This is a genomic window from Bacillus sp. C28GYM-DRY-1, from assembly GCF_030519405.1.
GTDB lineage: Bacteria > Bacillota > Bacilli > Bacillales > Bacillaceae > Bacillus > Bacillus spizizenii_A.
Window position 1 is genome coordinate 134,024 of sequence record NZ_JAUMKF010000004.1, and the last position, 21,596, is coordinate 155,619.

General features: G+C 40.0%; 21 protein-coding genes and 2 pseudogenes. 7 read left to right on the forward strand and 16 right to left on the reverse strand.

Features of this window, described 5'->3' with window-relative positions; genetic code table 11:
* Positions 1-345 precede the first annotated feature (345 nt).
* Positions 346-1,386, forward strand: a complete 1,041-nt coding sequence (gene bdhA / locus Q3W56_RS06170) for a (R,R)-butanediol dehydrogenase (RefSeq protein WP_019713487.1) — start codon at positions 346-348, stop codon at positions 1,384-1,386.
* Positions 1,387-1,436: 50 nt separating this feature from the next.
* Here the strand turns inward: bdhA and iolT are convergent, their stop codons facing one another.
* Positions 1,437-2,858 (reverse strand): myo-inositol transporter IolT, encoded by a 1,422-nt coding sequence (gene iolT, locus Q3W56_RS06175; RefSeq protein WP_302894852.1) that lies wholly within the window; start codon positions 2,856-2,858, stop codon positions 1,437-1,439.
* 610 nt (positions 2,859-3,468) lie between these two features.
* On the opposite strand from iolT, the gene Q3W56_RS06180 reads away from it, so the two are divergent.
* Positions 3,469-4,464, forward strand: coding sequence for a potassium channel family protein (locus Q3W56_RS06180; RefSeq protein ID WP_302894853.1), 996 nt, complete (start codon positions 3,469-3,471; stop codon positions 4,462-4,464).
* A 59-nt stretch (positions 4,465-4,523) separates the two neighbouring features.
* Here Q3W56_RS06180 and Q3W56_RS06185 read toward each other — a convergent pair whose 3' ends face one another.
* Entirely contained in the window at positions 4,524-5,486 is a 963-nt protein-coding gene (locus Q3W56_RS06185; protein WP_302894854.1) for a carbohydrate kinase family protein, read from the reverse strand.
* Between the two features lie 94 nt (positions 5,487-5,580).
* A complete protein-coding gene (locus Q3W56_RS06190; protein ID WP_302894855.1) occupies positions 5,581-6,309 on the reverse strand; it encodes an MFS transporter in 729 nt (242 codons plus the stop codon).
* Between Q3W56_RS06190 and Q3W56_RS06195 the strand changes: the two are divergent.
* Positions 6,214-6,498, forward strand: a pseudogene (locus Q3W56_RS06195) (transcriptional regulator); the annotation flags it as partial. The gene Q3W56_RS06190 and the pseudogene Q3W56_RS06195 overlap by 96 nt on opposite strands.
* A gap of 113 nt (positions 6,499-6,611) precedes the next feature.
* On the opposite strand, the gene Q3W56_RS06200 reads toward Q3W56_RS06195, so the two are convergent.
* Together Q3W56_RS06200 and Q3W56_RS06205 are read right to left on the reverse strand one after the other, a co-directional pair.
* On the reverse strand, positions 6,612-7,277 hold the full coding sequence (locus Q3W56_RS06200) for an alpha/beta hydrolase family protein (protein ID WP_368045758.1): 666 nt from the start codon (positions 7,275-7,277) through the stop codon (positions 6,612-6,614).
* Between the two features lie 144 nt (positions 7,278-7,421).
* Positions 7,422-7,705: pseudogene (locus Q3W56_RS06205) on the reverse strand (hypothetical protein); the annotation flags it as partial.
* Positions 7,706-8,343: 638 nt separating this feature from the next.
* Between Q3W56_RS06205 and Q3W56_RS06210 the strand changes: the two are divergent.
* Positions 8,344-8,532 carry a hypothetical protein gene (locus Q3W56_RS06210; RefSeq protein WP_302894856.1) on the forward strand — a complete coding sequence of 63 codons (189 nt, stop codon included), beginning with the start codon at positions 8,344-8,346 and terminating at the stop codon, positions 8,530-8,532.
* Between the two features lie 23 nt (positions 8,533-8,555).
* Here Q3W56_RS06210 and Q3W56_RS06215 read toward each other — a convergent pair whose 3' ends face one another.
* The 3 genes from Q3W56_RS06215 to Q3W56_RS06225 form a co-directional block, all read right to left on the reverse strand.
* Positions 8,556-9,977 (reverse strand): ImmA/IrrE family metallo-endopeptidase, encoded by a 1,422-nt coding sequence (locus Q3W56_RS06215; RefSeq protein ID WP_302894857.1) that lies wholly within the window; start codon positions 9,975-9,977, stop codon positions 8,556-8,558.
* Entirely contained in the window at positions 9,974-10,309 is a 336-nt protein-coding gene (locus Q3W56_RS06220; protein ID WP_302894858.1) for a helix-turn-helix domain-containing protein, read from the reverse strand. The genes Q3W56_RS06215 and Q3W56_RS06220 overlap by 4 nt, the downstream gene beginning before the upstream one ends.
* Before the next feature lie 179 nt (positions 10,310-10,488).
* Positions 10,489-10,734, reverse strand: coding sequence for a helix-turn-helix domain-containing protein (locus tag Q3W56_RS06225; RefSeq protein WP_302894859.1), 246 nt, complete (start codon positions 10,732-10,734; stop codon positions 10,489-10,491).
* Positions 10,735-11,273: 539 nt separating this feature from the next.
* Between Q3W56_RS06225 and Q3W56_RS06230 the strand changes: the two genes are divergently transcribed.
* The 3 genes from Q3W56_RS06230 (at position 11,274) to Q3W56_RS06240 (ending at position 13,057) form a co-directional block, all read left to right on the forward strand.
* Positions 11,274-11,474: a hypothetical protein gene (locus Q3W56_RS06230; RefSeq protein WP_250620337.1), complete on the forward strand. Its 201-nt coding sequence runs from the start codon at positions 11,274-11,276 to the stop codon at positions 11,472-11,474.
* Between the two features lie 125 nt (positions 11,475-11,599).
* The gene (locus tag Q3W56_RS06235; RefSeq protein WP_268377640.1) at positions 11,600-12,115 is read left to right on the forward strand and encodes a hypothetical protein; all 516 of its coding nucleotides are present in this window, start codon (positions 11,600-11,602) and stop codon (positions 12,113-12,115) included.
* Between the two features lie 180 nt (positions 12,116-12,295).
* Entirely contained in the window at positions 12,296-13,057 is a 762-nt protein-coding gene (locus Q3W56_RS06240; protein WP_268377642.1) for a hypothetical protein, read from the forward strand.
* Between the two features lie 25 nt (positions 13,058-13,082).
* Here the strand turns inward: Q3W56_RS06240 and Q3W56_RS06245 are convergent, their stop codons facing one another.
* From Q3W56_RS06245 to Q3W56_RS06280, 8 genes are read right to left on the reverse strand one after another with little or no spacing between them, the layout of a single operon-like run.
* Complete coding sequence (locus Q3W56_RS06245; protein WP_302894860.1) at positions 13,083-14,060, reverse strand: N-acetylmuramoyl-L-alanine amidase; 978 nt, start codon at positions 14,058-14,060, stop codon at positions 13,083-13,085.
* A 42-nt stretch (positions 14,061-14,102) separates the two neighbouring features.
* Complete coding sequence (locus Q3W56_RS06250; protein ID WP_302894861.1) at positions 14,103-14,525, reverse strand: phage holin family protein; 423 nt, start codon at positions 14,523-14,525, stop codon at positions 14,103-14,105.
* Positions 14,526-14,578: 53 nt separating this feature from the next.
* Positions 14,579-14,752, reverse strand: a complete 174-nt coding sequence (locus tag Q3W56_RS06255) for an XkdX family protein (RefSeq protein WP_302894862.1) — start codon at positions 14,750-14,752, stop codon at positions 14,579-14,581.
* The gene (locus Q3W56_RS06260; RefSeq protein ID WP_302894863.1) at positions 14,752-15,114 is read right to left on the reverse strand and encodes a hypothetical protein; all 363 of its coding nucleotides are present in this window, start codon (positions 15,112-15,114) and stop codon (positions 14,752-14,754) included. Before Q3W56_RS06260 ends, Q3W56_RS06255 begins: the two co-directional genes overlap by 1 nt.
* Positions 15,111-16,343 carry a phage baseplate upper protein gene (locus tag Q3W56_RS06265; RefSeq protein WP_302894900.1) on the reverse strand — a complete coding sequence of 411 codons (1,233 nt, stop codon included), beginning with the start codon at positions 16,341-16,343 and terminating at the stop codon, positions 15,111-15,113. The genes Q3W56_RS06260 and Q3W56_RS06265 overlap by 4 nt, the downstream gene beginning before the upstream one ends.
* 16 nt (positions 16,344-16,359) lie before the next feature.
* Entirely contained in the window at positions 16,360-19,005 is a 2,646-nt protein-coding gene (locus Q3W56_RS06270; RefSeq protein WP_302894864.1) for a peptidase G2 autoproteolytic cleavage domain-containing protein, read from the reverse strand.
* Positions 19,006-19,041: 36 nt separating this feature from the next.
* A complete protein-coding gene (locus Q3W56_RS06275) occupies positions 19,042-20,748 on the reverse strand; it encodes a phage tail protein (protein WP_302894865.1) in 1,707 nt (568 codons plus the stop codon).
* 11 nt (positions 20,749-20,759) lie between these two features.
* The gene (locus Q3W56_RS06280; protein WP_302894901.1) at positions 20,760-21,596 is read right to left on the reverse strand and encodes a phage tail family protein; all 837 of its coding nucleotides are present in this window, start codon (positions 21,594-21,596) and stop codon (positions 20,760-20,762) included.

A 21,596-nucleotide genomic window follows, 5' to 3' on the forward strand; every position in this document is an offset into this window, starting at 1 on the left:
ATTACATCTGCTAAAATAAACCATGGAAGATTATCCTATTATAATTGCAGTGTTAGCGTTATAATTGTTGATAGAGTAGTTAACGCATTCAATATGAACGAACCATTACCGTATTGTTCAAACCAAATTCATAGTTATGTATACGACTCATACTCTCTCATAGTAAAGAAAAAAGAGTGTGCGAGACTCTCTTTTCTTCAAAGTTTCTTTTTTTAAAAAAACATAAATTATATTATATAAAAATTTCATTTCTTTTTTGGTTTTAAAAATGGCGATTTTGTGAACAGTTCATATTGATCCGTGCGGAATGCTACTCATATCAAAAAGATATAGGAGTGGTAATCCATGAAGGCAGCAAGATGGCATAACCAAAAAGATATCCGTATTGAACATATCGAAGAGCCAAAAACGGAGCCGGGAAAAGTAAAGATCAAAGTCAAATGGTGCGGCATCTGCGGCAGTGATTTACACGAGTATCTGGGCGGGCCGATCTTTATTCCGGTTGACAAACCGCATCCATTAACGAATGAAACAGCACCTGTCACAATGGGCCATGAATTCTCCGGCGAAGTTGTTGAAGTCGGGGAAGGCGTTGAAAATTATAAAATTGGAGACCGCGTCGTAGTCGAACCGATTTTTGCCACACACGGCCACCAGGGTGCCTACAACCTTGATGAGCAAATGGGATTCCTCGGCTTAGCCGGCGGAGGCGGCGGTTTCTCTGAATATGTCTCTGTAGATGAAGAGCTGTTATTCAAGCTTCCTGACGAATTATCATATGAACAAGGCGCGCTCGTTGAACCTTCTGCGGTCGCTTTATATGCTGTCCGCTCAAGCAAAATCAAAGCCGGCGACAAAGCGGCTGTATTCGGCTGCGGCCCGATTGGACTTCTGGTGATTGAAGCGCTGAAAGCTGCCGGTGCGACTGATATTTATGCTGTTGAGCTTTCACCTGAACGCCAGCAAAAAGCTGAGGAGCTTGGAGCGATCATCGTTGATCCGTCCAAAACAGACGATGTAGTAGCTGAAATTGCAGAACGTACAGGAGGCGGCGTTGACGTAGCATTCGAAGTCACAGGCGTTCCAGTGGTATTACGCCAAGCAATCCAATCCACTACAATCGCCGGTGAAACCGTCATCGTCAGCATTTGGGAAAAAGGCGCTGAAATCCATCCGAACGATATCGTCATCAAAGAACGCACAGTAAAAGGAATTATCGGATACCGTGACATCTTCCCCGCTGTCTTGTCATTAATGAAAGAAGGCTATTTCTCAGCCGACAAACTCGTAACGAAAAAAATCGTGTTAGACGATTTAATCGAGGAGGGCTTCGGGGCTCTGATTAAAGAGAAAAACCAAGTCAAAATCCTTGTCAGACCTAACTAATTTGAATCCAGAAAGAAGAATCCGCACTCGAGCGCGGATTCTTTTTTTAATTATCCAATTACTTCAGCGCTGGGCTCTTTCTTCCCCTCGCTGCGATCATAAGAGCGGAAGTTTTCCTCCAGCTGCTCAAGAGAAAGCCCTTTCGTTTCCGGCAAAAATTTCTTCACAAACAGAACAGAGCAAATGCCTAATCCGACGAAGATAAAGAAGGTCGTGGACAGCCCGATGCCGGCCAGCAATATCGGGAAGGTGAAACTGACTGCAAAATTCACCATCCACAAACAGAATACCGTGACACCCATTCCCAGGCCGCGAAGGCGAAGCGGGAAAATCTCTGAAAGCATCAGCCACGTCACTGGTGAAATCGCACCCTGCTGAAAAGCAAGGAACGTAACCGTTAATAACAGGACAACATATGGAAGGGCCGGTGATCCTTCCATTACAAGTGAAAATATCCCGATCAGCAATAATGCCGTTGTCGTTCCAATCAAACCTGTCATCAGCATTGGCCGGCGGCCTACTTTACCAAGAAGCCAGATCCCAACGAACGTTGCCAATACCGAAATTACGCCATTGGCGATATTCCCGATTAAAGCGGCTTCCGTTTGAAAACCAGAATCTCTTAAAATTTCAGTTCCATAATACATAATTGAGTTTACACCTGTAATTTGCTGTACAATCGCAATCCCTATCCCAATGAACACAATACGGCGCACCCATGGGACCGAAAGATCTTTAAACGTTGCTTTTTCAAGCTGATCTTCTTTTTTGAAAGCGAATTCAATTTCTTGCAGTTCAGATGCCGCCCGCTTTTCATCCCTGATTTTTTTCAATACACGCAAAGCGTCTTCTTTTCTACCTTTAGAAACGAGCCAGCGGGGACTCTCAGGCATTCTGATCATGCCGAAAAACAGGAATACGGCTGGAAGCGACGCAATGACCAGCATAAATCTCCACACATGGGAGTTGTCTCCCATTGTTGTTCCGAGGATTGCATTAAAAACAAAGGCCAAAAGCTGTCCTGATACAATCATTAATTCATTCTGCGTCACCATCCGCCCCCTGCTTTCCATAGGAGACATCTCTGCTAAATAAGCAGGAACCGTAACTGATGCACCACCGACTGCAATGCCAAGTACAAAACGGGAGATAATCATGATCGTTACATTTGGAGCAAACGTACATCCGATCGTTGAAATAAAAAATATAACAGCGAGAAACAAAATGTTTTTGCGCCGGCCGTTAAAATCAGACATCCTTCCGCCAAACACAGCACCGAGCGCAGCTCCAAAAAGAAGCGAGCTGGTGACGAGCCCCTCTGTAAAGGCATTGAGGTTAAGCTGGTCCGGCTCTCCCATATACGGCAAAGCTCCATTGAGCACTCCGGTATCATAACCGAATAAGAGCCCGCCGAAGGTCGAGACTAAAATAACTGTACGTAAAAATGACATTTGATTGCCTTGTTTATTCATACTGTTTCCCCCAGTCTTTTTCAAAATCGATCAATGCGTATTTCAAAAACTTTATTTTAGGGCTGCTGCCTTACTCACATTTCATAAGCAGGCTTCAGAAAAAGTTCATCATGTTTTTCTCCAATGGCCTCATAACCTTCCCTTCTTCTTCGCATGTCATTTCCCTTGGAAGCGATTTCATTTTTCACTAAAAGAACAGTGGGTATTTCTTGAACATATACATTTTGATTTGTTACTTTATAGTCACTTAGTAGTTCAATTATAGTAATATCATAGTGACATTTTTGTTACATCTGATATTATCATAATTTTAAAAGCATTTTCAGTCAATATAAATTTCTGAAAATTTTTTTATTCAATAAAAGGAAAATGACCAATTCAAGGAGAAAATGAACTTTTTTCTTTATAAAATTATGTGAAACAAGACAAAATTTCTGTGAATTTCTGTTCATCTGCTACTATAAATAAAATGGGTAAGTTTTGGTTAACTCCTCCTATTTTTCTTCTCTGCAATGACTCTCTTATCAACATTCGATCAATTGTTTCAGACTCAAGATAAAAGGAAATAGATAAGAAAATAAAAGATGGCTGGTTAGGGGAGGCAACAAAATTGAATGAGATTTATCTGATGACAGGCCTTTTATTGTTGACAGCGGGGATGATTGATTTTTTATGGACCACATTATGGTTAGAGAGCGGTTCCGGCCCGATCACAAGAAGTCTGTCTGCATGGCTGTGGAAAGGCTGCCGTAAAATTAGCGGAGACCATGCAAAGGTTCTAAGCATGGCAGGTCCTCTCCTGTTATGCCTGACGTTAATAATATGGATTATTTTATTTTGGGGCGGGTGGTTTTTGATCTTCTCAAGTGACCCCCATTCACTCGTGGAAACTCAATCGCAAGAACCGGCATCCTGGTCAGATCGAATTTATTTTTCCGGTTATGTCATGTTTACACTAGGAAATGGCGACCTCGCACCGAATGGAGACCTATGGAAGCTTGTAACGGTTATTGAAACGGCTCAAGGCCTGCTTACCATCACATTTTCTGTCACATATTTGATTTCGGTCTTGAGTGCAGTTAATCAAAAGCGCTCCTTTGCCCAAAGTGTATTAAGTCTAGGGCATGACGGAACAGAAATCGTCCAGAACGCATGGAACGGCAAGGATTTTCACCACATTGATTTCCTTCTTGTCGCTATCTCATCAGAGCTGGGAAAGCTGACCGCTCAGCATAACGCCTTCCCTATCCTTCATTTTTACCATAGCACGCAGCATCAGGAATCATCCATTATAGCTGTCACAGTTTTGGATGAGGCATTAACCATCTTGAAATACGGCATTCCTGAACAATATCAGCCGAATCAGCTTCACATTAAAGAAACGCGCTCTAGTATTAAAAACTACTTGGATACCGTTCATACTGCCTATATCCACTCAGCTGAACAAGCGCCGCCGGAACCAGACATCTCAAGGCTTCAACAATCAGGCATACCGACTTTATCCAAGCAAACATTTCAAACAGCCGTCAATTCTTTAAAGGAACGTCGTCAATTGCTGCTGGGAATTATCCAAGCAGGTGCTCGAAAATGGCCTATACGAGAGTAGGCAAATAAAAAAAGATGCCCCCCAAAAGTCCAAAGACTTTCAAGAAACATCCATGCTCTTTACAAAGTAACTTCAATCTCATCCATGCTAGGCAGTGCATCAATCGCTCCAATTTTCGTGCACACAAGGCCTCCCACCTTATTGGCAAACGCCACAATTTCACGCAGCTTCGCAAAATCAGCATCAACTGATTGAATGTGATCCGTGTTTGCCAATTGATATAAAGCCGCACCGACAAAAGCATCTCCCGCTCCTGTTGAATCGATTGATGTTACCGGAATGCTTGGAATGATTTCATGGTCTTTCCCATTCGAAAGAAGAGTTCCGCTTTTCCCAAGTGTCACAGCGACAATGTTAGCTCCGATCTCATGAAGAATTTCAACGCCCTCTTCATGATTCTTCACACCGCTGATAATCTCAAGCTCCTCGTCACTGACTTTCACAAAATCACTTACAGCGATCGCTTTTTTTGCGACACTTACAAACTCTGACACCCTTCCCTTCCATAAATCTTCACGATAGTTAGGGTCGAATGAAACAAACTGTCCATTGTCTTTCGCAATCGACATAAGCCGTAAATAGGCTGAGCAAAACGGATCTGATAACAGTGCCGTTGCAGAGCCGAAATGAAGGATTTTCGCTTCGTTTAGTTTGTCCTGGTCAATGTCCTCCAGCGTAAACAAAGCATCCGCGCCTCTATTAAAAACAAAGTCGCGCTCTCCATTTTGCTTTAATGAAACAAAAGCAAGCGTTGTAGGCGCTTTCTCATCCATGACCAGCATAGAGGTATCGACGTGTACAGCGTCCAATGTTTGCTTCAGAAAATATCCAAACGGATCCTTGCCCACTTTTCCGCTGAAAGCAGCGTCTCCGCCCAGCTTAGCAATGGCCGCCGACACATTCGCCGGTGCACCCCCGGCACTTTTCAAGAAATGGCGCCCTTCCATTAAATCAACATCCACATCGGTACAAAAGAAATCAATTAACAATTCTCCAATACAAATAACAGAATTACTACGCATATGATCACACTCATTTATAAAGTCTAGATTACAGTCTCAGTATATTACTTTTTGCCATAAATACAACATTGAATATTAAAAATTTTACATCTATTTATCTCGCAGACCTTTGCTCCAGCTCAGAGATGATGTACTTATATCTTTTTTCAGTTAAAGGATAGAAGGCGATAAGAATAATAGAAAGCAAAATAAAAAATCCCGGAATCAAAGCATTCATGTTTTTAATCGCATTCAATGACGTAACTGTCTGGTCTGCATTCGCCACATATCCGGCGATTCCTAAATAAATGGCCGAAAATGACCCGGCTAACGCAACGCCCAGCTTATTGATAAAGCTCATGCTGGAAATCACCACGCCATCCGCGCGAACTCCGGTTTTCCATTCCGCATAATCGACACAATACGCAACCATTCCCAAGCAAGCGTATTTAAAGGCGTTGTGAAAAATCTCGAGGCGAAAAGCCAAATGAAAATGAGTGTAAAAGTCAGAAGGAAAAAGAACGAAAAAACTGGACAGTCTTATCTGGACAGTCTTATATAGATAACGCACTCCAGCTGGGGGGTCTCCTCTAACACGATCAAAAGCTGGATCGGGCAGATGGGGATAAACTATATTCCCAGACGAATTGACGCCGGAAAAATGTTCGGAATGATCTGGATCATTCTCGAAAAATCCGACTTGGATATCGAGTGGCTGACCTGCCTGCTGGAAACGACCACCATTCCTGTCAAAGCTTATTTCAATCCGGGCGTAACTTACGTGAAGTGTGATCAGTTTGAGAAAGCGGAAGATGCCTTTGAGCAGATGCTTTATGACAAACATAACGCGAATCAGGTTGAGCTGATCTACAATCATTACGGAATGGCGCAACTGTTGTATCTTAGAGGAGAGAAAACGAAAGCGAAGGAATCTAACCTAAAAGCGATTCGTTTGATTGATTCGCGGGAGCCTGTGATTGGGATTCAGGAAGAGGTTGAACAACTGGCAATGGTGATTAAGGAAAACGCATAGTAGTCCTGTCAGCAATCTCACTCGGTTTCTTTATTACAAATAGGAAAGGCCAACTGAAGTTGCAGCTGGCCTTTCGTTTCTTATTAAGGTCTACAAATGTAGTGAACCAGGTTTCAGGTATGTATTCTATCTCGTATAAAGGAAAGCGTATCATTTGCCAGCTTTTTACGGCAAAGAACAATACCGGAATGACCACAATTGTAGACATATCTTGTGGGTTTTCCCCAACTTTCCCATAAATAATCTGCATCTTTCAAGTCAATATACTGATCATGTTTAGCAGAAATCAGCAGAATGTTATCTTTATTAACTTTTGGCAAAGATTGACTAGGATCTGTAATATTCCAATATTTCACTAAATCCTCATAGGATACACCATTTTGTTCTAATTCTTCTCTTATGAATTTACCTGGGATCGTGTTCCATATTGAATAAGAAAGGCGATTGGCATAAAAGATTGATACCACTACATCAATTTGAGATTCTAGGGTAGCAATTAGATTAGTAACCCATCCTCCTAAGCTTACTCCCACTATGATAACAGGGCCCTTTTTATTTGCTTTTATCCAGTGAATGAACGCCCGTAAATCGACAATGGCCTGTCTTGTCGACTCAATTGTACGATCAATATTTGCACTAATCATCAACTCGCCACTATACAGTGAATTTTCCGGTTCTCTTTCAAAATGGTATGGAAGAGAATAATAATACATGTTCCAGCCTAAATCGTTCATTATACGATTATGAAATATTTTTTTGATCCTATTATACGAATCCATGCGCCAGCCGTGTACAAAAATGACATTGGGTTGATCTATATCATTTTTATTTAAAAAAACCTGCCCTTTTAAAGAATCATTAACAAAATTCCCAGTTTGAATTAAGGATTCATAACTAAATGTGCCAACCCTATAACTTTTTTTAGATTTATTCAAATCAATAGAAACATCAGCTATATCTGCACTGTAAAATTCCTCTCTATCATCTACATCGGCTGTAAAAGCAGCAGAAAAATGTTTATCTTTACTTCTTTTTCTGTGTAAATCATATAAAGCCAAGCGATCTATCATTTCTGAAAAATGCACTATTAAGTCCTCCTTGATAATGTCAGAGTTGATAATTGGGTTGTCTTTCTCTATAGAGTCGGGACGGAGTTTATCAAGAATCTAACTCCATTGACAGTGAATTAATGGGGATCGGATGTCATTATTCTGTCGTTTTACCATAAAAGACAAGTTTCCTTTTTTGCAAGGGAAACATTGTCTTTTAGCAGCTAAAAAAGCAGCACAAATAGCAATTTAACAGAATTTCTCTTTGACAGTGCTTTCCTAGGGAAGAACGTCTAAAAGTCTTGGTGGCACTATAATTTAGATAAGGTTCTTTTTTGTCGTATGAGAGTATACCAATATGGTCTCCTGTCTGCAATAGAGAGAGAAGTAACAAAGGTTTGGACGAATTATTTTTAAACACTATTTACACATCAAAAAAGACAGAAAAAAAGAAGCCTCTCACAAGTTCGGTGAACTCATGAGAAGCTTCTAAATTTATAAATGGCATCAAGGGCATCAAAAATGACGTCCGTTGCCGACAAACCTTTGTAAATCAAGGTTTTTTTGTCGGTTTTACATCATGCCGCCCATAATTCACGCTATTTTCGCATGATTTCAGACTCTTTCATTTAAGGGTTTCCGTGTTAAAAAACAACGAATATAAAACAAAAAGAAACCACATCTTTTCACAGTTGGGTGGGATTTTCGTTATTTTCGTGTTATTTTTTAAAAAATAACATGATATTTGCAGACAGAACATTAGTTCTTATATAATCCCCTATAGGGAGATGATCAAATGACTAATTTTGAACGGAAAGTGTATCAGATCATAATGAACATGCATTTATACGGAAAGAACCCGACATTAAACGACTTGAAAAGAAAAACAGGAAAGAGCGAAGAGGATATTCGTGCAGCTGTGAAAAGCTTAATGATGAAAGGTGAATTGAAGTGGGATAAATTGCAGAAAAAGTGGATAATATAAAAAAGCCTAAAATTTATTAGGCTTTAACTAGTTTGTTGAAGTTCGTAATCTTCTTCAAAAACCAATGAGAATTCTTCATTTAAAATTATAAACGACTCCAACAACCGCTTATAAAAAAATGCATCAAGATCTTCAAAGTCCCAATTTTCATCTGCCTTTTGTAAAGAATCCACATATTCTGATTTTGCTTCATATGGAATATATATAGGTGGCAAGTTTTTCAGCTTTAATAACCAATTTGAAAAAGCACGAATTATTCTTCCATTACCATCTTCAAAAGGATGAATCTTAGTCAATTCATGGTGTATACGTGTGACTTTAGAGACATAATCTGAAATTGACATCTCTTCTTCTTTATCATCTTTTTCAATTTTTTCATTTAGAAGTTTTTCAATGTCTTTACAAACAAAGTATATGTCTTGTTCTATTCTAGAGTATGGGGAAGTTTGTATGCTTGCACCAGAAATCATATTATCGATTTTTCTGAACACTCCCATTTCATCTGCGTGTGGAGATAGACAAAACAAAGTCTTATGTAGGTCTAATAGCCCTGTACGGTCTGGGACTTCTTTTAATCTTTTATTTTTAATCATGTCATACATAAAACTGTGGCCAATTACTTCACAACGATCCCCGTCTTGAAATTTCTCATAATACTTACTCTCCTTACCTTTAAGCCTAAAATCGGTAAGTAATTCAGCAACTTCTTCTAAATTAACATCTAAGCCTTCTAATCTGCTATCATTAAATACTAGCTCATGCTGTATCTTCAACCATAAATGAGTATTTTTCTCTGAAGGAAAATATTTATAGTCATTAATTATGTCCCGTAAAAATTCTTTGTGCCCAATCTTCCCAAGTCTCTCTGTTACACGTACCCTAGTGAAGAAGTCTTTGTCCAAATGGAAAGATAATTTACCAAAGTTATAAAGATTCCACATAACAGATTCATAACTTGTACCAAAAATGTGACAGAGTGAAAAAGCATCTTCGGGTTCTACATATCCATCCTCGTTAGCAAGTTTATCCGCTTCCATAATAAAGTACTTTCTTGGCATTAACAACCTTGCTGCAAAACCATTGGCATACTGCTCTTTAGGATCTTTACTATTTTTAGGGCATAAGATGTCTTGATCGTAATCTTTAATATGATGACAGAGTTCATGGGCAGTAGTAAATCTTTGTCTTGCGTATGGACGGTTTTTGTTAATAAGAACAGCAGCTTCCAATTCATCACTATCAGGTAAATACGCACCTTCTAGCTTGTCTAAGTCCCTAAACTCATAAAAAACCCCAAAATCCTTTAACATTTTAAATATGTTAATAGGAAACTTTGGGGGCTCACCGTTGAAATAAGTTTTTAAAACATTGTTGGCAAGTTTTTCAGGAGTGTATTTATAACGAGAATAGCCATCTCTTAATTTTTTTATTAAATCATTAATCAATTGAGGACTGGCTCCTTATCTCTTTTTTTTCTTAAATTTCTTTGGAAATTTTTAAATTCAGCAATTTGCCTTTTATCATTTTCACTGATTTCTCCATCATCCGTTCTTGCTAAAACTTTATTGTCACTAATTTCGTCAACATAAAGATATTGCTCTTTAACTCCAAGTGCTCTAGCTAAGAGATCAATTTGCACATCATCTAAATCAAGATAGCCTGATTCAAACAATAAATAATCACTTAACTTAATATTGAGCAAATCAGCCATATACGTTTCACGCAGGTGTAAATTTTCTCTTAAACGCTTCACTTTTTTGGTTATAATATTCTTCATATATGTGCACCACCTTACCCTTTTTGTGTGCCTTTACCCCCGGATTACTCCCTTAATAATAGGTGAAAAATGTTATTTTGTCTATAGACAGTACTGCCCTTTTTTCCAGTTTTTATACAATTTACGGAGGGTTTTTTTAACTCAGTGTATGCAGAACAACGAAAATCATAACTATATATTCAATCTTCATATGGACGATATTTTTTCCGGGAAGCTTCCAGCTCTTTTTTCTTTACCACAATATCAGAGCGAAGAAACAAACTGATGCCGCTCAACTTTTTAACTGGAATAAGCTTCCCGCTGCCTATAAGCTGGCTTATCCGTGCCCGTTTAACCCCGAGTAACTCTGCTGCCTCGTTAGTGGTGAGGACTTCACGCCTGATGAAGTCCTCGACCTCCTGACGGCTTTTCAGATGATATTCCATGTTATCTTCTCCTTAAATCCTTAATGATCGTGTAAATGGTTAACGCTAAGACAAAGATCATAACGCCTGTTGTAAAAGGGTTTGTCCAAAATGAGCGCAGCCCAATGGATGCAACACTAAGCAGTATCATGGAAAAAATGAATGTTTGTTTTCTCTTCATATTGTATGCTAGACTGTTTATAATTATATTGAGAAGCGAGCGACCAACTCGCTTCCCTTTACACTTAGTCCTTCTTATTATTTTTCTTTGCATCGTGTGATTGTTGGGCAATCCATGCGATTGATGCAACATAGAAGATAATTTGAAGGACTTTTAACATATTGTCTAGCATTTCCTCACCTCCTTATACTCTTATTATACACAATCTATAAACAATTGTATATAGGTTTAATAAAAAAATTCTGCTCCGTTAAAATAATAACTGGATAAGGGAAACATCATTTTTTATACCATTAGACATATTACGGATTGCTCAATTTTTATATAACTGTTGGAAACGGTTTTTTTGTCTGCGATAATTAAATAAGAGGTGAAATCAATGAATGGTATAGAGTTTTTAGAGTCCGTGTCTCAACTGGGACAAATAATTTTATTGTTCTCCGGCTACGCCCTTTATTGGAGATTAGGTAAAACAAAAAAAGAACGAAGACTTACAAAATATGAAACTTTTCTTAGGTTTTTTGTAATGTTCGGCATATTTGCATGGGCACTTTCGTTTCTTGCTTTGCATTTGTGGTAACAATCTTTGTCGATATTTTACTAATTGTGTCTATTTTGTTAATTATAATCAAACTACCTTTTTCTTGAAAAAATGTATGTTACTATTAAATTGCTTTGCCATTTCAAAAAAGGGGGAGTTCACACATGTTGAAAAGATTGTTTTTTCTGGCGTCGATTTTCTTTCTTGCTATTGCCACAATAGCACCAGCAGCTTCAGCAACAGAATTGAATCCGGAGGACGGTTTAGATGGCTTAACTGAAGAACAAATTGAAAAATCTGTTGCAGAAGTTGAGTACATCTTTACTAAAATTTTAGTTTTTGACAAAGAGACGGGATATACAGTCAATGAGGACGAGCTTGAAAAAGCTCCTTATCCTTCAGCTCAAAAAGAGGGCATGATCGCTTTCGCTAATTATATGAATAAGGAATATAATTATACCGATGTCAAAATCAATAGTGTTCAAGGATGTTTAGAAGATGCACTTAACTTAAGTAAAGGTGCTTTGAATCAAGTTCAAAAAGCCATTCAAAACGGAGAGTGGTTGACTGTTGTAGGATTTCTAGGAACTATAGGTTTAGCAGTTTCCCCACCAGCAGTATTTGCATTCTTCCTACTCTGTGGTGCTCCAGTGGCAAAGATTGCTCCACAAGAAAATTGATAAATGAATTTTAAACCCCTTCTACAACAGAAGGGGTTTAATTTTTTGTAATTTCGCTTCAAGCTTTACTTTCGTTCTCGGTCTGTAATCCCAATCACTATCAAGGTATTTACAGTGCGTAGATATTAATCCTCATTTGCTTTAAAATGTAAATATTCGTTTTAAAAAGAGGAGGATCATATGATTATTCTTGGTATTATTGCAACATTAGCAACCTTTGTCTTTATTACAGCATTGATTTTTATCTTCTTTGAAAAAACTAGGAAGATAGGCATTCAAATAGCTCCAATAAGCCTTGTTTTGGCTTTATGTCTTTTTTTCATTATGGGTACGTTGAATCGAGAATCTCACAAATCCAAAACCGAGGATGTCACTGCTGCCACAGAAAGCACTACAGATGAGCCTTCAATAGAAGAGGAGCCAATGTATTCTGAAGACGACGAAGACTCTGAAGTTCAGAGTGTTGAGGATAACCAAAAAGAATTTAATTTTAGCCTTGATGAATTTGTACAGACTTTCAATGAAGTGGCTCGTGATATAGAAAGTAATAAAGATATTGATTCCACTGGTCTCAGTCGTATTAATAAAGATAATATCGGAGAATTTAACCTTAACGAAGTCAGTGATGGCACAGTCTACACAAGAGAAATTAAAAAAGAAACTGATGACTCCGGTGGAACTTTCACTTTGGAAGCATGGTATGACAACAATCAAAAATTTTACCGTTTACATTTATCCACTTCTGGTTCAGATAATATGGCTTCTCAAATAGGCCTGGTTAATACACTTGCGGTTTTTCATACTTTAGGAATTGATATTAAGCATGTAAACGATCTTCTAAAAAGTGAGCAAAATACACTTGAGGTGCTCGATGGTGACTACCTTGTTACACTAGCTAAAATTCCAACAATGTCTCTAATAATAAATATTGAGCCAAAATAAAAGAGCCCCCTCAAAAGGGGGCCTATTACTTCAAAAGAGCTTCGAGCTTTGCTTTTGTCTTCGATCCATAAATTCCGTCAGGTGTTAGCCCATACATAGACTGGAACCGTTTGACTGCGTTTGCTGTTTTCGGTCCATATACGCCGTCGATGCCGTTATTCTTTGCCCCTTTATCCGGATAGAAGTAAAGAGCAGCCAGCGATTTTTGAATTTGCCTTACGTCATCCCCTTTTCGCATAGGACTTGTCACTTTATAGATGCCAGAAGGCAGCGCATATGACGTTTTTTTACTGCTTGGTTTAGTGCTGGAAGTGCTTGTGCCTTCAAGATTTAACTTTTGGCCAACTTTGATTTTATTCGGGTCTTTAATGTTATTCCAGCTCTGAAGATTTGCCACACTTACCCCATGCTCTTTTGCAATTGCAGAAAGAGTATCGCCTTTTTTGACTGTGTAAGTGCTCCCAGAAGCTTTAGACGCAGATGATGACGGTTTAGATGTTGTCTTCCCTCCTAGCGTTTTCAATTCTACTTCAATGGCAGCCTTTACCTCATCCCATCTTCCCTCTGACAAAATACGGTGCGGACAATACTTTCCATTCCAGTCTTGATGCTTGCGGACACGATCAATCCCCCAGCCGCGTTCTTTAAGCAGCTGCGCCACAAATTTAACAGCCAGCTTTTCTGCTGCCTTATATTTAGTGCCTCCTGACTTGCTGTAACAGATTTCAACACCGATAGATTTACGGTTCCCAGTTCCGTTTGTGCCGTCTCCTGTGTGCCATGCATTGCGATTTGTAGGGATGCCCTGCCGCACCTCCTTGTCATCGACTGCAAAGTGAAAGCTTGTCGAGCTTGTATTCCCGATCATATAGCTGATCTCGTTAGCAGCTGACGCATCGTTTGCCGTGTTATGAATGGTGATGTACTGCGCCGTCATTGGGTTCGGGCATTTCAAACCGTATTTAGATTTTGATACAAGATCCTTTTTCACTGTGATTGTCATAAGAGTTCTCTCCTTTAATTTGATATAGAAAAAGCCGCCGGGTTAACCAGCAGCCTGTTCATCCTTTTCCTTTGTTTGTTCGTTGTCATTTTCGATTACGTGAAGCCGGTCAGTAATGGCAGCCGGAATCTTAACGCCGATCTGTGCAAGATTCTCCGTAATGGAAAGCCCCTCATTGGCGATATAAAAAAGAACGGTTCCAAATGTCAGGACACCGTTCAAATTAAGGATTGTATCAATGATATTTGCCACAATGACAACTAGAAAGGTTAGCATTTTTCGTACGTAACCAAACCATGCGCTCCGGCTCCGCAGCTTTTTAAATTTCCATGCCTTAATCACACCAGTTAGGATGTCAATAATGCTGATAATCAGCAGTAAATCAAGGTATTTCACACCTCCAAACAAGTAGACTCTCGCTAAATCCAACGTTTCAAAGTTAATATACACGTTCGTTTCCTCCATTTCTTTTGATCACCTCCTTAGAGGCAAAATAAAAACACCTCGACGGGTGTTGGTTAACTTCCTAAATCTATGACAACCGGCTCTGTAGCTGGATAGGTCAGACCGGTGATTTCTTTATATTGTTCTTCTGTGATTCTATTTGAGACAACAAAACGGGCGACATCAGCGTTTGTGTAATACTGTCTGCCCCACCCATAGATGGTTTTGATATTTCTAAACCAATCCATCACGCTTCCCCTCCTTCAGCCAGCATTAATAATAAGTCCGCGATCATTTTCGCCTGAGACTCTATCAAGTTCTGGGCTTCAGCCAGCTGCACCATGATTTCAGCATTTTGAGACTTTAACACATCTAAAGGTGACGGAACTCTTCCATTTTCAACTTGTTTTAAAATCTCGTCTTTTTCTGCTTGAGTTGCTACTTCTGACCATTTTTGCTCTTCCAGATGAAACATAGGTTTAATGTATGATGGAGGCTGAATGGTTGTACAATTTCTAGGAATTACATATTTTCCATCCTCGCCCGGTTCTTCAATTGGTACCGGTTCAACAAAGATAAAGTTCTCATCATATCTGTAAACCTGTATCATGCTGTACCTCCCTCTTGAAAACCGATGACAACATCTATATAGTATCCTCCGCCAAGCTTGCTTGAATCTGTCGGGTCTGGATATTTGATTTTTAAATCTCCGTTTTCATATACAATGAGATTGGCTGTCCCGCCTGTCCCACTAAGAGCAATAGAAACGACTGCCCCGCCAGCTGGAACGTATGATGCTGGAATTGAACCAAATATAATTTCTGGTTCTGTTTTCACATGTCCCCGGAGTAACAATAAAGGCCCCCACCTTGCATAAATGGGCGTCCGTGTTCCGGCTGCAGCCCCATTTTTAAGAGTAATATTGGCATACGTGATAGCCCCGTTCCACTTAGCGCGTTCTATAGCAGATGTATGTCTTTCTTGATTGTAATTGTGCGCCCTAAATTGATTAATAACATCATTCCAGTTATTTTTCTCTTCTGACGTGACGTGAATTTCCGTTTTGTTTTCATGAGCATCAACTTTTCTCTGGGCCCCTTCTGGTGTTTCTTTGGCATTCCAAGTACCTCGCTCTTCTGCTGCTAAATGTATTTCTAAGTCAGCAGCATGGGCATTCACTTTTTCCTGTGCGCCGGAAGGTGTCTCCTTCGCATTCCATGTCTCGCGCTCTTTTGCCGTAATATGCTTTATCTGATCATTTGCGTGTACATCGGTATACCCCTTAGCGTTTTTTTCTGCTATATCAGCCTTTTCCTGCGCGCCCTCTTTTGTTTCAATTGCTTCGAGATCGGCAAACTTCTCGCGCAGCTCTTCAACTGTTCGGCTGATTTCGTCCACTGTCTGATTAATGCCATTCCGTAACGTCTCAAAATCATCAATGTAATACTCAGCTACCGGGACGATGTTCTGATCTTCCAATGTCTTTGATATCGTAAAAGTAAAAAAGGAAGTAGCCAGAGCCTGACCATTTGTATAGTAGAGCTTTAATTCGGCCTTTACAATTCCGGGATGTTTCAGTTCCCTATCCGACAAAATGTATTCTGCTTTTCCGTTCACTTTGTCTATTAAAGTAAGACTCTTTTTATAGAAAGAGCCGTCCGGATAAAGCAAAACAATTTTTGCATCGACCGCGGACAATGGAAGTGGGACACCATCTTTTGTAAAAGAAAAGGACAGCTTGGCGCTGCCCGTATCCTGGGTAAAAAATTGGATATTGGTTGAATGTGCGCTCGATTTCCGCGCGTTTATATCAAGTGATATACCACCTTGTTTATAAATCACTAATGAACCTCCTTTACAGCTGCGGATACATGAAGACCATGGCAACACCGTATCCATTTTGAAAAGAGTAAGGATGCTTGATACGCATCACATAAAAACCTGTTCCGTCTTCTGATTTAGTGCCAATGCCGCCTGAAGGAACGATGCTGTCTCCTATCTGGACCGTATTATCAATCCTGACATAGACCTGACCAACCAGTCCCACAACATGCCACTCGTCCCGCTCTTCCCGCGAAATATATTCTATATCTGGATCGTAATGCGGGTTTTCTTTTGGTATGAGTTCTTTTTGAATCACCACATTATCGTCTTTGTCTTTTGATTCAACGTTAATTTCTTCATATATGATTCCGCCGAACTCATTTCTCAAATAGCGATCATTCCAATAAAAAGCTGCACCGCCCATAATGACGCCGGCCGTCTCAGAAATAACACCTAAAACCTTTTCACCTTTTTCTGCTTTCCTGATTTTATCGCCGTCCAACGTTACCAGGTAACCGGACTCAATCTTACTGCCGTCTTTAGATTCAAAGTATTCAGCCAAGTCCTTTAAGTCAGATACACTTTCAATACGACCGGTACCTAAAACATTCCCAGCCTTTGCATTTATCTCTACCTTTTTATTTGAAGCCGATGGACTCCCGGTGCCGTATCCAAGCGCCACCGTATAGCTTTTATTGTTGATGACAGCTTGTGAGGATAAAATTGTTCGGGATACTCCATCTCCCTCAATCCTGACATCATTTGAAGCCCCGATGACAGAGCGACTTCCGTCTTTTGTTGCGGTTGATCCATCAGAAGAACCGAGCACCACATTCCGCGTTCCTTGTGCTTTACATCCGCCGGTAGATCCAATGACAGCTGAAGCCTCTCCGGAAGCAACAGGATCACCGGATGCAGCCGCAATAAAACCGGTCTCTGAGGTCGCATATCCTGAAGTTGTGGCAACCCTCGTCCCGCCTTTTAAGTTGTTTGGCACATATTTATACTTTTGGCCTTTAATCATCGCCGCGTAATCATAACCCTCTGCATAAACACCCACAATATTGGCTTGACTGTTTGGTGAGGTGATACCGTAAGCACCCTTGTCCCCTGTCATGATCCCATTGTTGATATTAACGTTATATACTCTCCCGCCAATCACAAAGCCGCTTTTGGCAGATTTATAAAATGTGAAGTTTGAAATGTTGACATTATCAGTACGCTGGTCACCTCCAAAAAGACGGATATCCGCTTCAGCTTTTTTAAACCCGCGTACTTGAATCCCATTGAGTGAGATGTTTCGGCTGCGATATTGCAGCGCGATAGCCGGATAGTTTTTATAATCGTATGAAGGATCACCGATGGCTGTAAAGCCGCTTACGACGACATTTTTGTAGGCAGAAATGACAAGCGCCCGCGGTGAAAGGTCCTTATACAAGGAATTAAATACCGGTTCAATCGCAGTACAATCTGTTAATGTGACACCGTAAGCTGTCGTGCTTTCAGGATCAGATGCTAAATGATGGCCGATGTGACGGATATCATATGACCGTACATCATGATACGACACATGACCGATAACATGGACATTTTGAGCAGCCGGCCATTTGGCATGAGCTTTAACCTCCACGCCCCTGACGTTTCCTGCAGAATAGCAATTCAGTATCCAGGCGTGCTTTGAACCGTCGTCAATTTCAATACCGTTGGAATTGGACTCCCCCTGCTTATGAGCTTTGCCACTTGGATAAACACAATGTGAATTGGATATGAAAATATATTCACTGTAATGTGTGGTAATCCCATCGTCGCCATATCCGTAGGCAACGCAATTGTCTAGCCATATATAACGACTCCCGTTCTTCGTATAATCAATTGTTGGCAAATGATCATAAGTAGGAGTTGTAATATCAAAACCATGCAGCCCTGGGTTTATCGCCTCAACATCTTTTACCCATCCGTATTTAACATTGGCAAATGTTAAGCAGCTGGAATGTTGTCCACCAGTCGCCCGAACTCCCCCTTGTCGATCCGGGTTCCAATCAAGCGACATCCCCTGTACAAAGACATTTCTGTTTCCCTTCTCATAGTCTGCATTTGTAATCACCCATTCGCTGGCGGGCGTATCCTCATGGAGTTTGATGGTCGTGATACCTTTTCCCTTTCCATTCAAGTACGTCCAGGATGGGAGCTTGATGCCTCTTACAATATAGGTTCCGGCACTTAACTCAATTCGCACCCGGCCATTCCCTAAAGCTTTTTTGAAAGCCTCAGTGCTGTCTGTTTTTCCGTCGGGAATTGCGCCAAAGTCATCAACATACACGGTGCGCTTTATTTTTTGAGCGAGCCTATTAAATTCTAAATCTAACCGGTCCTTCAAGGTTTGCGCGATTTCTCCTTCAGTTGTCACCCGAGCGTCCACTACTTCTTTGACATCTGAACCATCGTGATTTGTAACCATGTTGGCAAATCGCGCTGATAGATTTTTCAGGCGGTTTCCAACAGTAAAGCCGCCGTGGTCAATTTGTTCCGATGTGTGGGCGTTTTTGGAGGCTTCATGGCGCTTAAAATTATATTCGTGTTCATTCAACGTATTTTCTATGTTCTGTATATCTGATCTTAGCTGTTCTTGATAACGAGAATTTCTTGTATGATCATAGTCTTTTATTAGCCGAATCAATTTTGATCACTCCTTTTTTGGTAAAATAAAAAACGCTTATCGGAGCGTTCGCATTAACTGATCAATATAGCGTTTTTGATCCCTTATTTTCTTGGCCTGATTGACTGCAATGTCTTGAATATCCTTTCTAAAATTAGCAAATGTAAGCTTAGGACTGCTGTAAGGGTTCAAGGGGTTATATTGAATGGTCAATAAACGAACATCATCTTCAAACGTAATGCCGTCGGCCGTATCAGCCAAAACATGAATTGTGTCACCTTTCCAAAAAGGTTTTTCAATAGATAAAAGCTTAGGTTCATAGATATATTGATAATCTACACTTACAGTGGTTTCTGGGTAAGGATTGACATGTTTCTTTAAAGCTGAGACCATGCTGCCCGGCTTTTTGATTGTTTCATCTTTTATCGGATCGGCCCATCTTGGTTTACCCTCTCGCAAGAATCTTTTCTCTTCGGGATGAACATAAAGAATAGGCTCAAAAACATACTTAGGTTTCTTATCTGTAGAGTTGCTATCCTTTGCCATTGCACCGTATCCCCACGCCCGAGTCGTGCAGTTTTGCGAGTTTGTTTTGATATTAATTCCCGGCATGTTATAACGGGAATCAAGCGTGAAGTCTACTTCCTGCCCCATTTTCTTGTAAACATGGATTTTATAATTATCAACATCAATTTCTAAATCATATTCCTCTATGATTTGATCCATCAATTCTGTGCTGTTTTTCTCTCCAAAATTCTCCTCTTCTGCCGATGGGAAATCACTTTCAGGAGCTTCTAATACATAAGTGAAGTCCGTCCCTTTTAGTGCAATATCAAGCGCCTCTTTTAGCTTTAGCTTTTTAGAGACCGTTTCCTCAACACGGTTTTCGACAAGAAGGACAGAGTAGATATGATTCGCGGTAATCGTTTTTGTGATTACATTTTTTGATTGTTTCAGGTCAACATCCGTAATGTAGTATTTCTGGTGATTGAACTTTCTCTCGTCTATATAAAGGATATTGTCGTTTATTAAAAGATCAAATTCAGCTGCATTCTGCTGAGTTTTTGTAATAGTGAAGGTAAAGCTTTTCTTTCCTGTTGTGTCATCTGTCAAATCAACAATAACACCTGTTATTTCAACGACATCCTTTCCGTCAGTCGTAGAAACAAACAATTGAGGGAAATCAACATCAGAAGGCAAGTTTTTATTTAAAGAAACGTCTTTCCCCGCATATTCCTTACTTGGAAATACAGGGTCCTCCACCGGGGTATCCGGATTATCAGGTACATCTGGTTCGTCAGGAAGCGTCGTTATGTTATCGTATTGCGTTAAATTATATTGATCTATGATACTGATTAACTTGCTCGGATAGTTCACATCTGTAGCATAGCCGCCGTCTTTCACTGCTTGACATGCCTTTTTATAGTTGATCTCACCCACGACTGCCTTATATCGATCAAGTCGGTTATACAAGCTTCCTAAATCAGCTAAGCTTTCAGCATAGGAGGGATACTTTCTAAATTTAGCTTGTATCCTTTCCACGTTTCCATACTTATCTTGCTCGCTTGTCCACATCAAAACATACTGACCGTTATATGTCCCTTTTATGCCAAAAAGATTATGCGCTTTTTGCGCCAATCCACTTGTGCCGTACCCACTTTCAAGACATCCTTGAGCAATGACAAGGCTGGCGAGAACATTATATTTTTTATATACATTTTGTGCGCCGGGTACAAGGCTTTTAATAAAGTCTGCTGCAGCCATATCATCCCTCCTTACTTGTAATAAAAATGGGTATCAAATTTGATTTCAAAATCATTCGAGTTTTGTATTTCAAACTCGTTCCATCCAATATCTAAAGACGGAAGCCGGCCAGAGGTTTTAATTCGTTTATCATTAATCACTGTATATTGTTTGATGAACGTTACCTTCTGAGATCGTTGAAGTTCTTGTTCAATCTTTAGCTTTTCACCGTTCGTGTGATTAACTATTGTGACATTCTTGCCTTTCGCCCAAAAGGTAACATTGTAGTTATGCTGCAAAGTATTTACAATGGCATCCCCCGGATTATAAATGCTGAATCGCTTTTGGTTTTTGAAGTGATATTCAAGATCATCCCTCATTAAAATTCCCATGCCCGAACTCCAGTGTTCTCCGTTAAAATTCTGGAGTGTTGAAGATGTATACTTAGATTCGGCTAGCCCGAGAATGTCTGTAAACTCTACAGTGAATGTTGCATGGTTTTTCTGCTTATCTTTCGGGATAGAGAAATTCCCGTCACAAGTAACAAGAAAACGACGGTTAGGAAACAAATCAGTTGAAATGTAATAGGGAAACGGCTGAACTAACAAGGCATAAAGTTCATGCCTGTTCTGGTAAAACGTCTCAGCAATAATTGAATTAAGAAGAAATTCAACTTTTATACTTCGCTCCTTATAAACAACATCTCGGGGATGCTGCGGCAAGACTAAGCCGTTTATCCTCGGGATCGTTGTTGTTTCTCGCTCAATATTGGGAGAGTCGGGTGTAAAACTCCTCACACTAAAACGAGGGAGCAAGCTTGTTAGCTCTCGCTCCCCCTTTCCATCGTTAAAGTCTAAATATAGATCAAT

Bases quoted from the DNA above. Each gene is read 5' to 3' on its own strand.
- bdhA (WP_019713487.1), top strand. From the start codon at position 346: ATGAAGGCAGCAAGATGGCATAACCAAAAAGATATCCGTATTGAACAT.
- iolT (WP_302894852.1), bottom strand. From the start codon at position 2,858: ATGAATAAACAAGGCAATCAAATGTCATTTTTACGTACAGTTATTTTA.
- Q3W56_RS06185 (WP_302894854.1), bottom strand. From the start codon at position 5,486: ATGCGTAGTAATTCTGTTATTTGTATTGGAGAATTGTTAATTGATTTC.
- Q3W56_RS06190 (WP_302894855.1), bottom strand. From the start codon at position 6,309: ATGTTTGTCATAAAGCATCTGCTCAAAGGCATCTTCCGCTTTCTCAAA.
- Q3W56_RS06200 (WP_368045758.1), bottom strand. From the start codon at position 7,277: ATGGATTCGTATAATAGGATCAAAAAAATATTTCATAATCGTATAATG.
- Q3W56_RS06210 (WP_302894856.1), top strand. From the start codon at position 8,344: ATGACTAATTTTGAACGGAAAGTGTATCAGATCATAATGAACATGCAT.
- Q3W56_RS06220 (WP_302894858.1), bottom strand. From the start codon at position 10,309: ATGAAGAATATTATAACCAAAAAAGTGAAGCGTTTAAGAGAAAATTTA.
- Q3W56_RS06225 (WP_302894859.1), bottom strand. From the start codon at position 10,734: ATGGAATATCATCTGAAAAGCCGTCAGGAGGTCGAGGACTTCATCAGG.
- Q3W56_RS06230 (WP_250620337.1), top strand. From the start codon at position 11,274: ATGAATGGTATAGAGTTTTTAGAGTCCGTGTCTCAACTGGGACAAATA.
- Q3W56_RS06235 (WP_268377640.1), top strand. From the start codon at position 11,600: ATGTTGAAAAGATTGTTTTTTCTGGCGTCGATTTTCTTTCTTGCTATT.
- Q3W56_RS06240 (WP_268377642.1), top strand. From the start codon at position 12,296: ATGATTATTCTTGGTATTATTGCAACATTAGCAACCTTTGTCTTTATT.
- Q3W56_RS06245 (WP_302894860.1), bottom strand. From the start codon at position 14,060: ATGACAATCACAGTGAAAAAGGATCTTGTATCAAAATCTAAATACGGT.
- Q3W56_RS06250 (WP_302894861.1), bottom strand. From the start codon at position 14,525: ATGGAGGAAACGAACGTGTATATTAACTTTGAAACGTTGGATTTAGCG.
- Q3W56_RS06255 (WP_302894862.1), bottom strand. From the start codon at position 14,752: ATGGATTGGTTTAGAAATATCAAAACCATCTATGGGTGGGGCAGACAG.
- Q3W56_RS06260 (WP_302894863.1), bottom strand. From the start codon at position 15,114: ATGATACAGGTTTACAGATATGATGAGAACTTTATCTTTGTTGAACCG.
- Q3W56_RS06275 (WP_302894865.1), bottom strand. From the start codon at position 20,748: ATGGCTGCAGCAGACTTTATTAAAAGCCTTGTACCCGGCGCACAAAAT.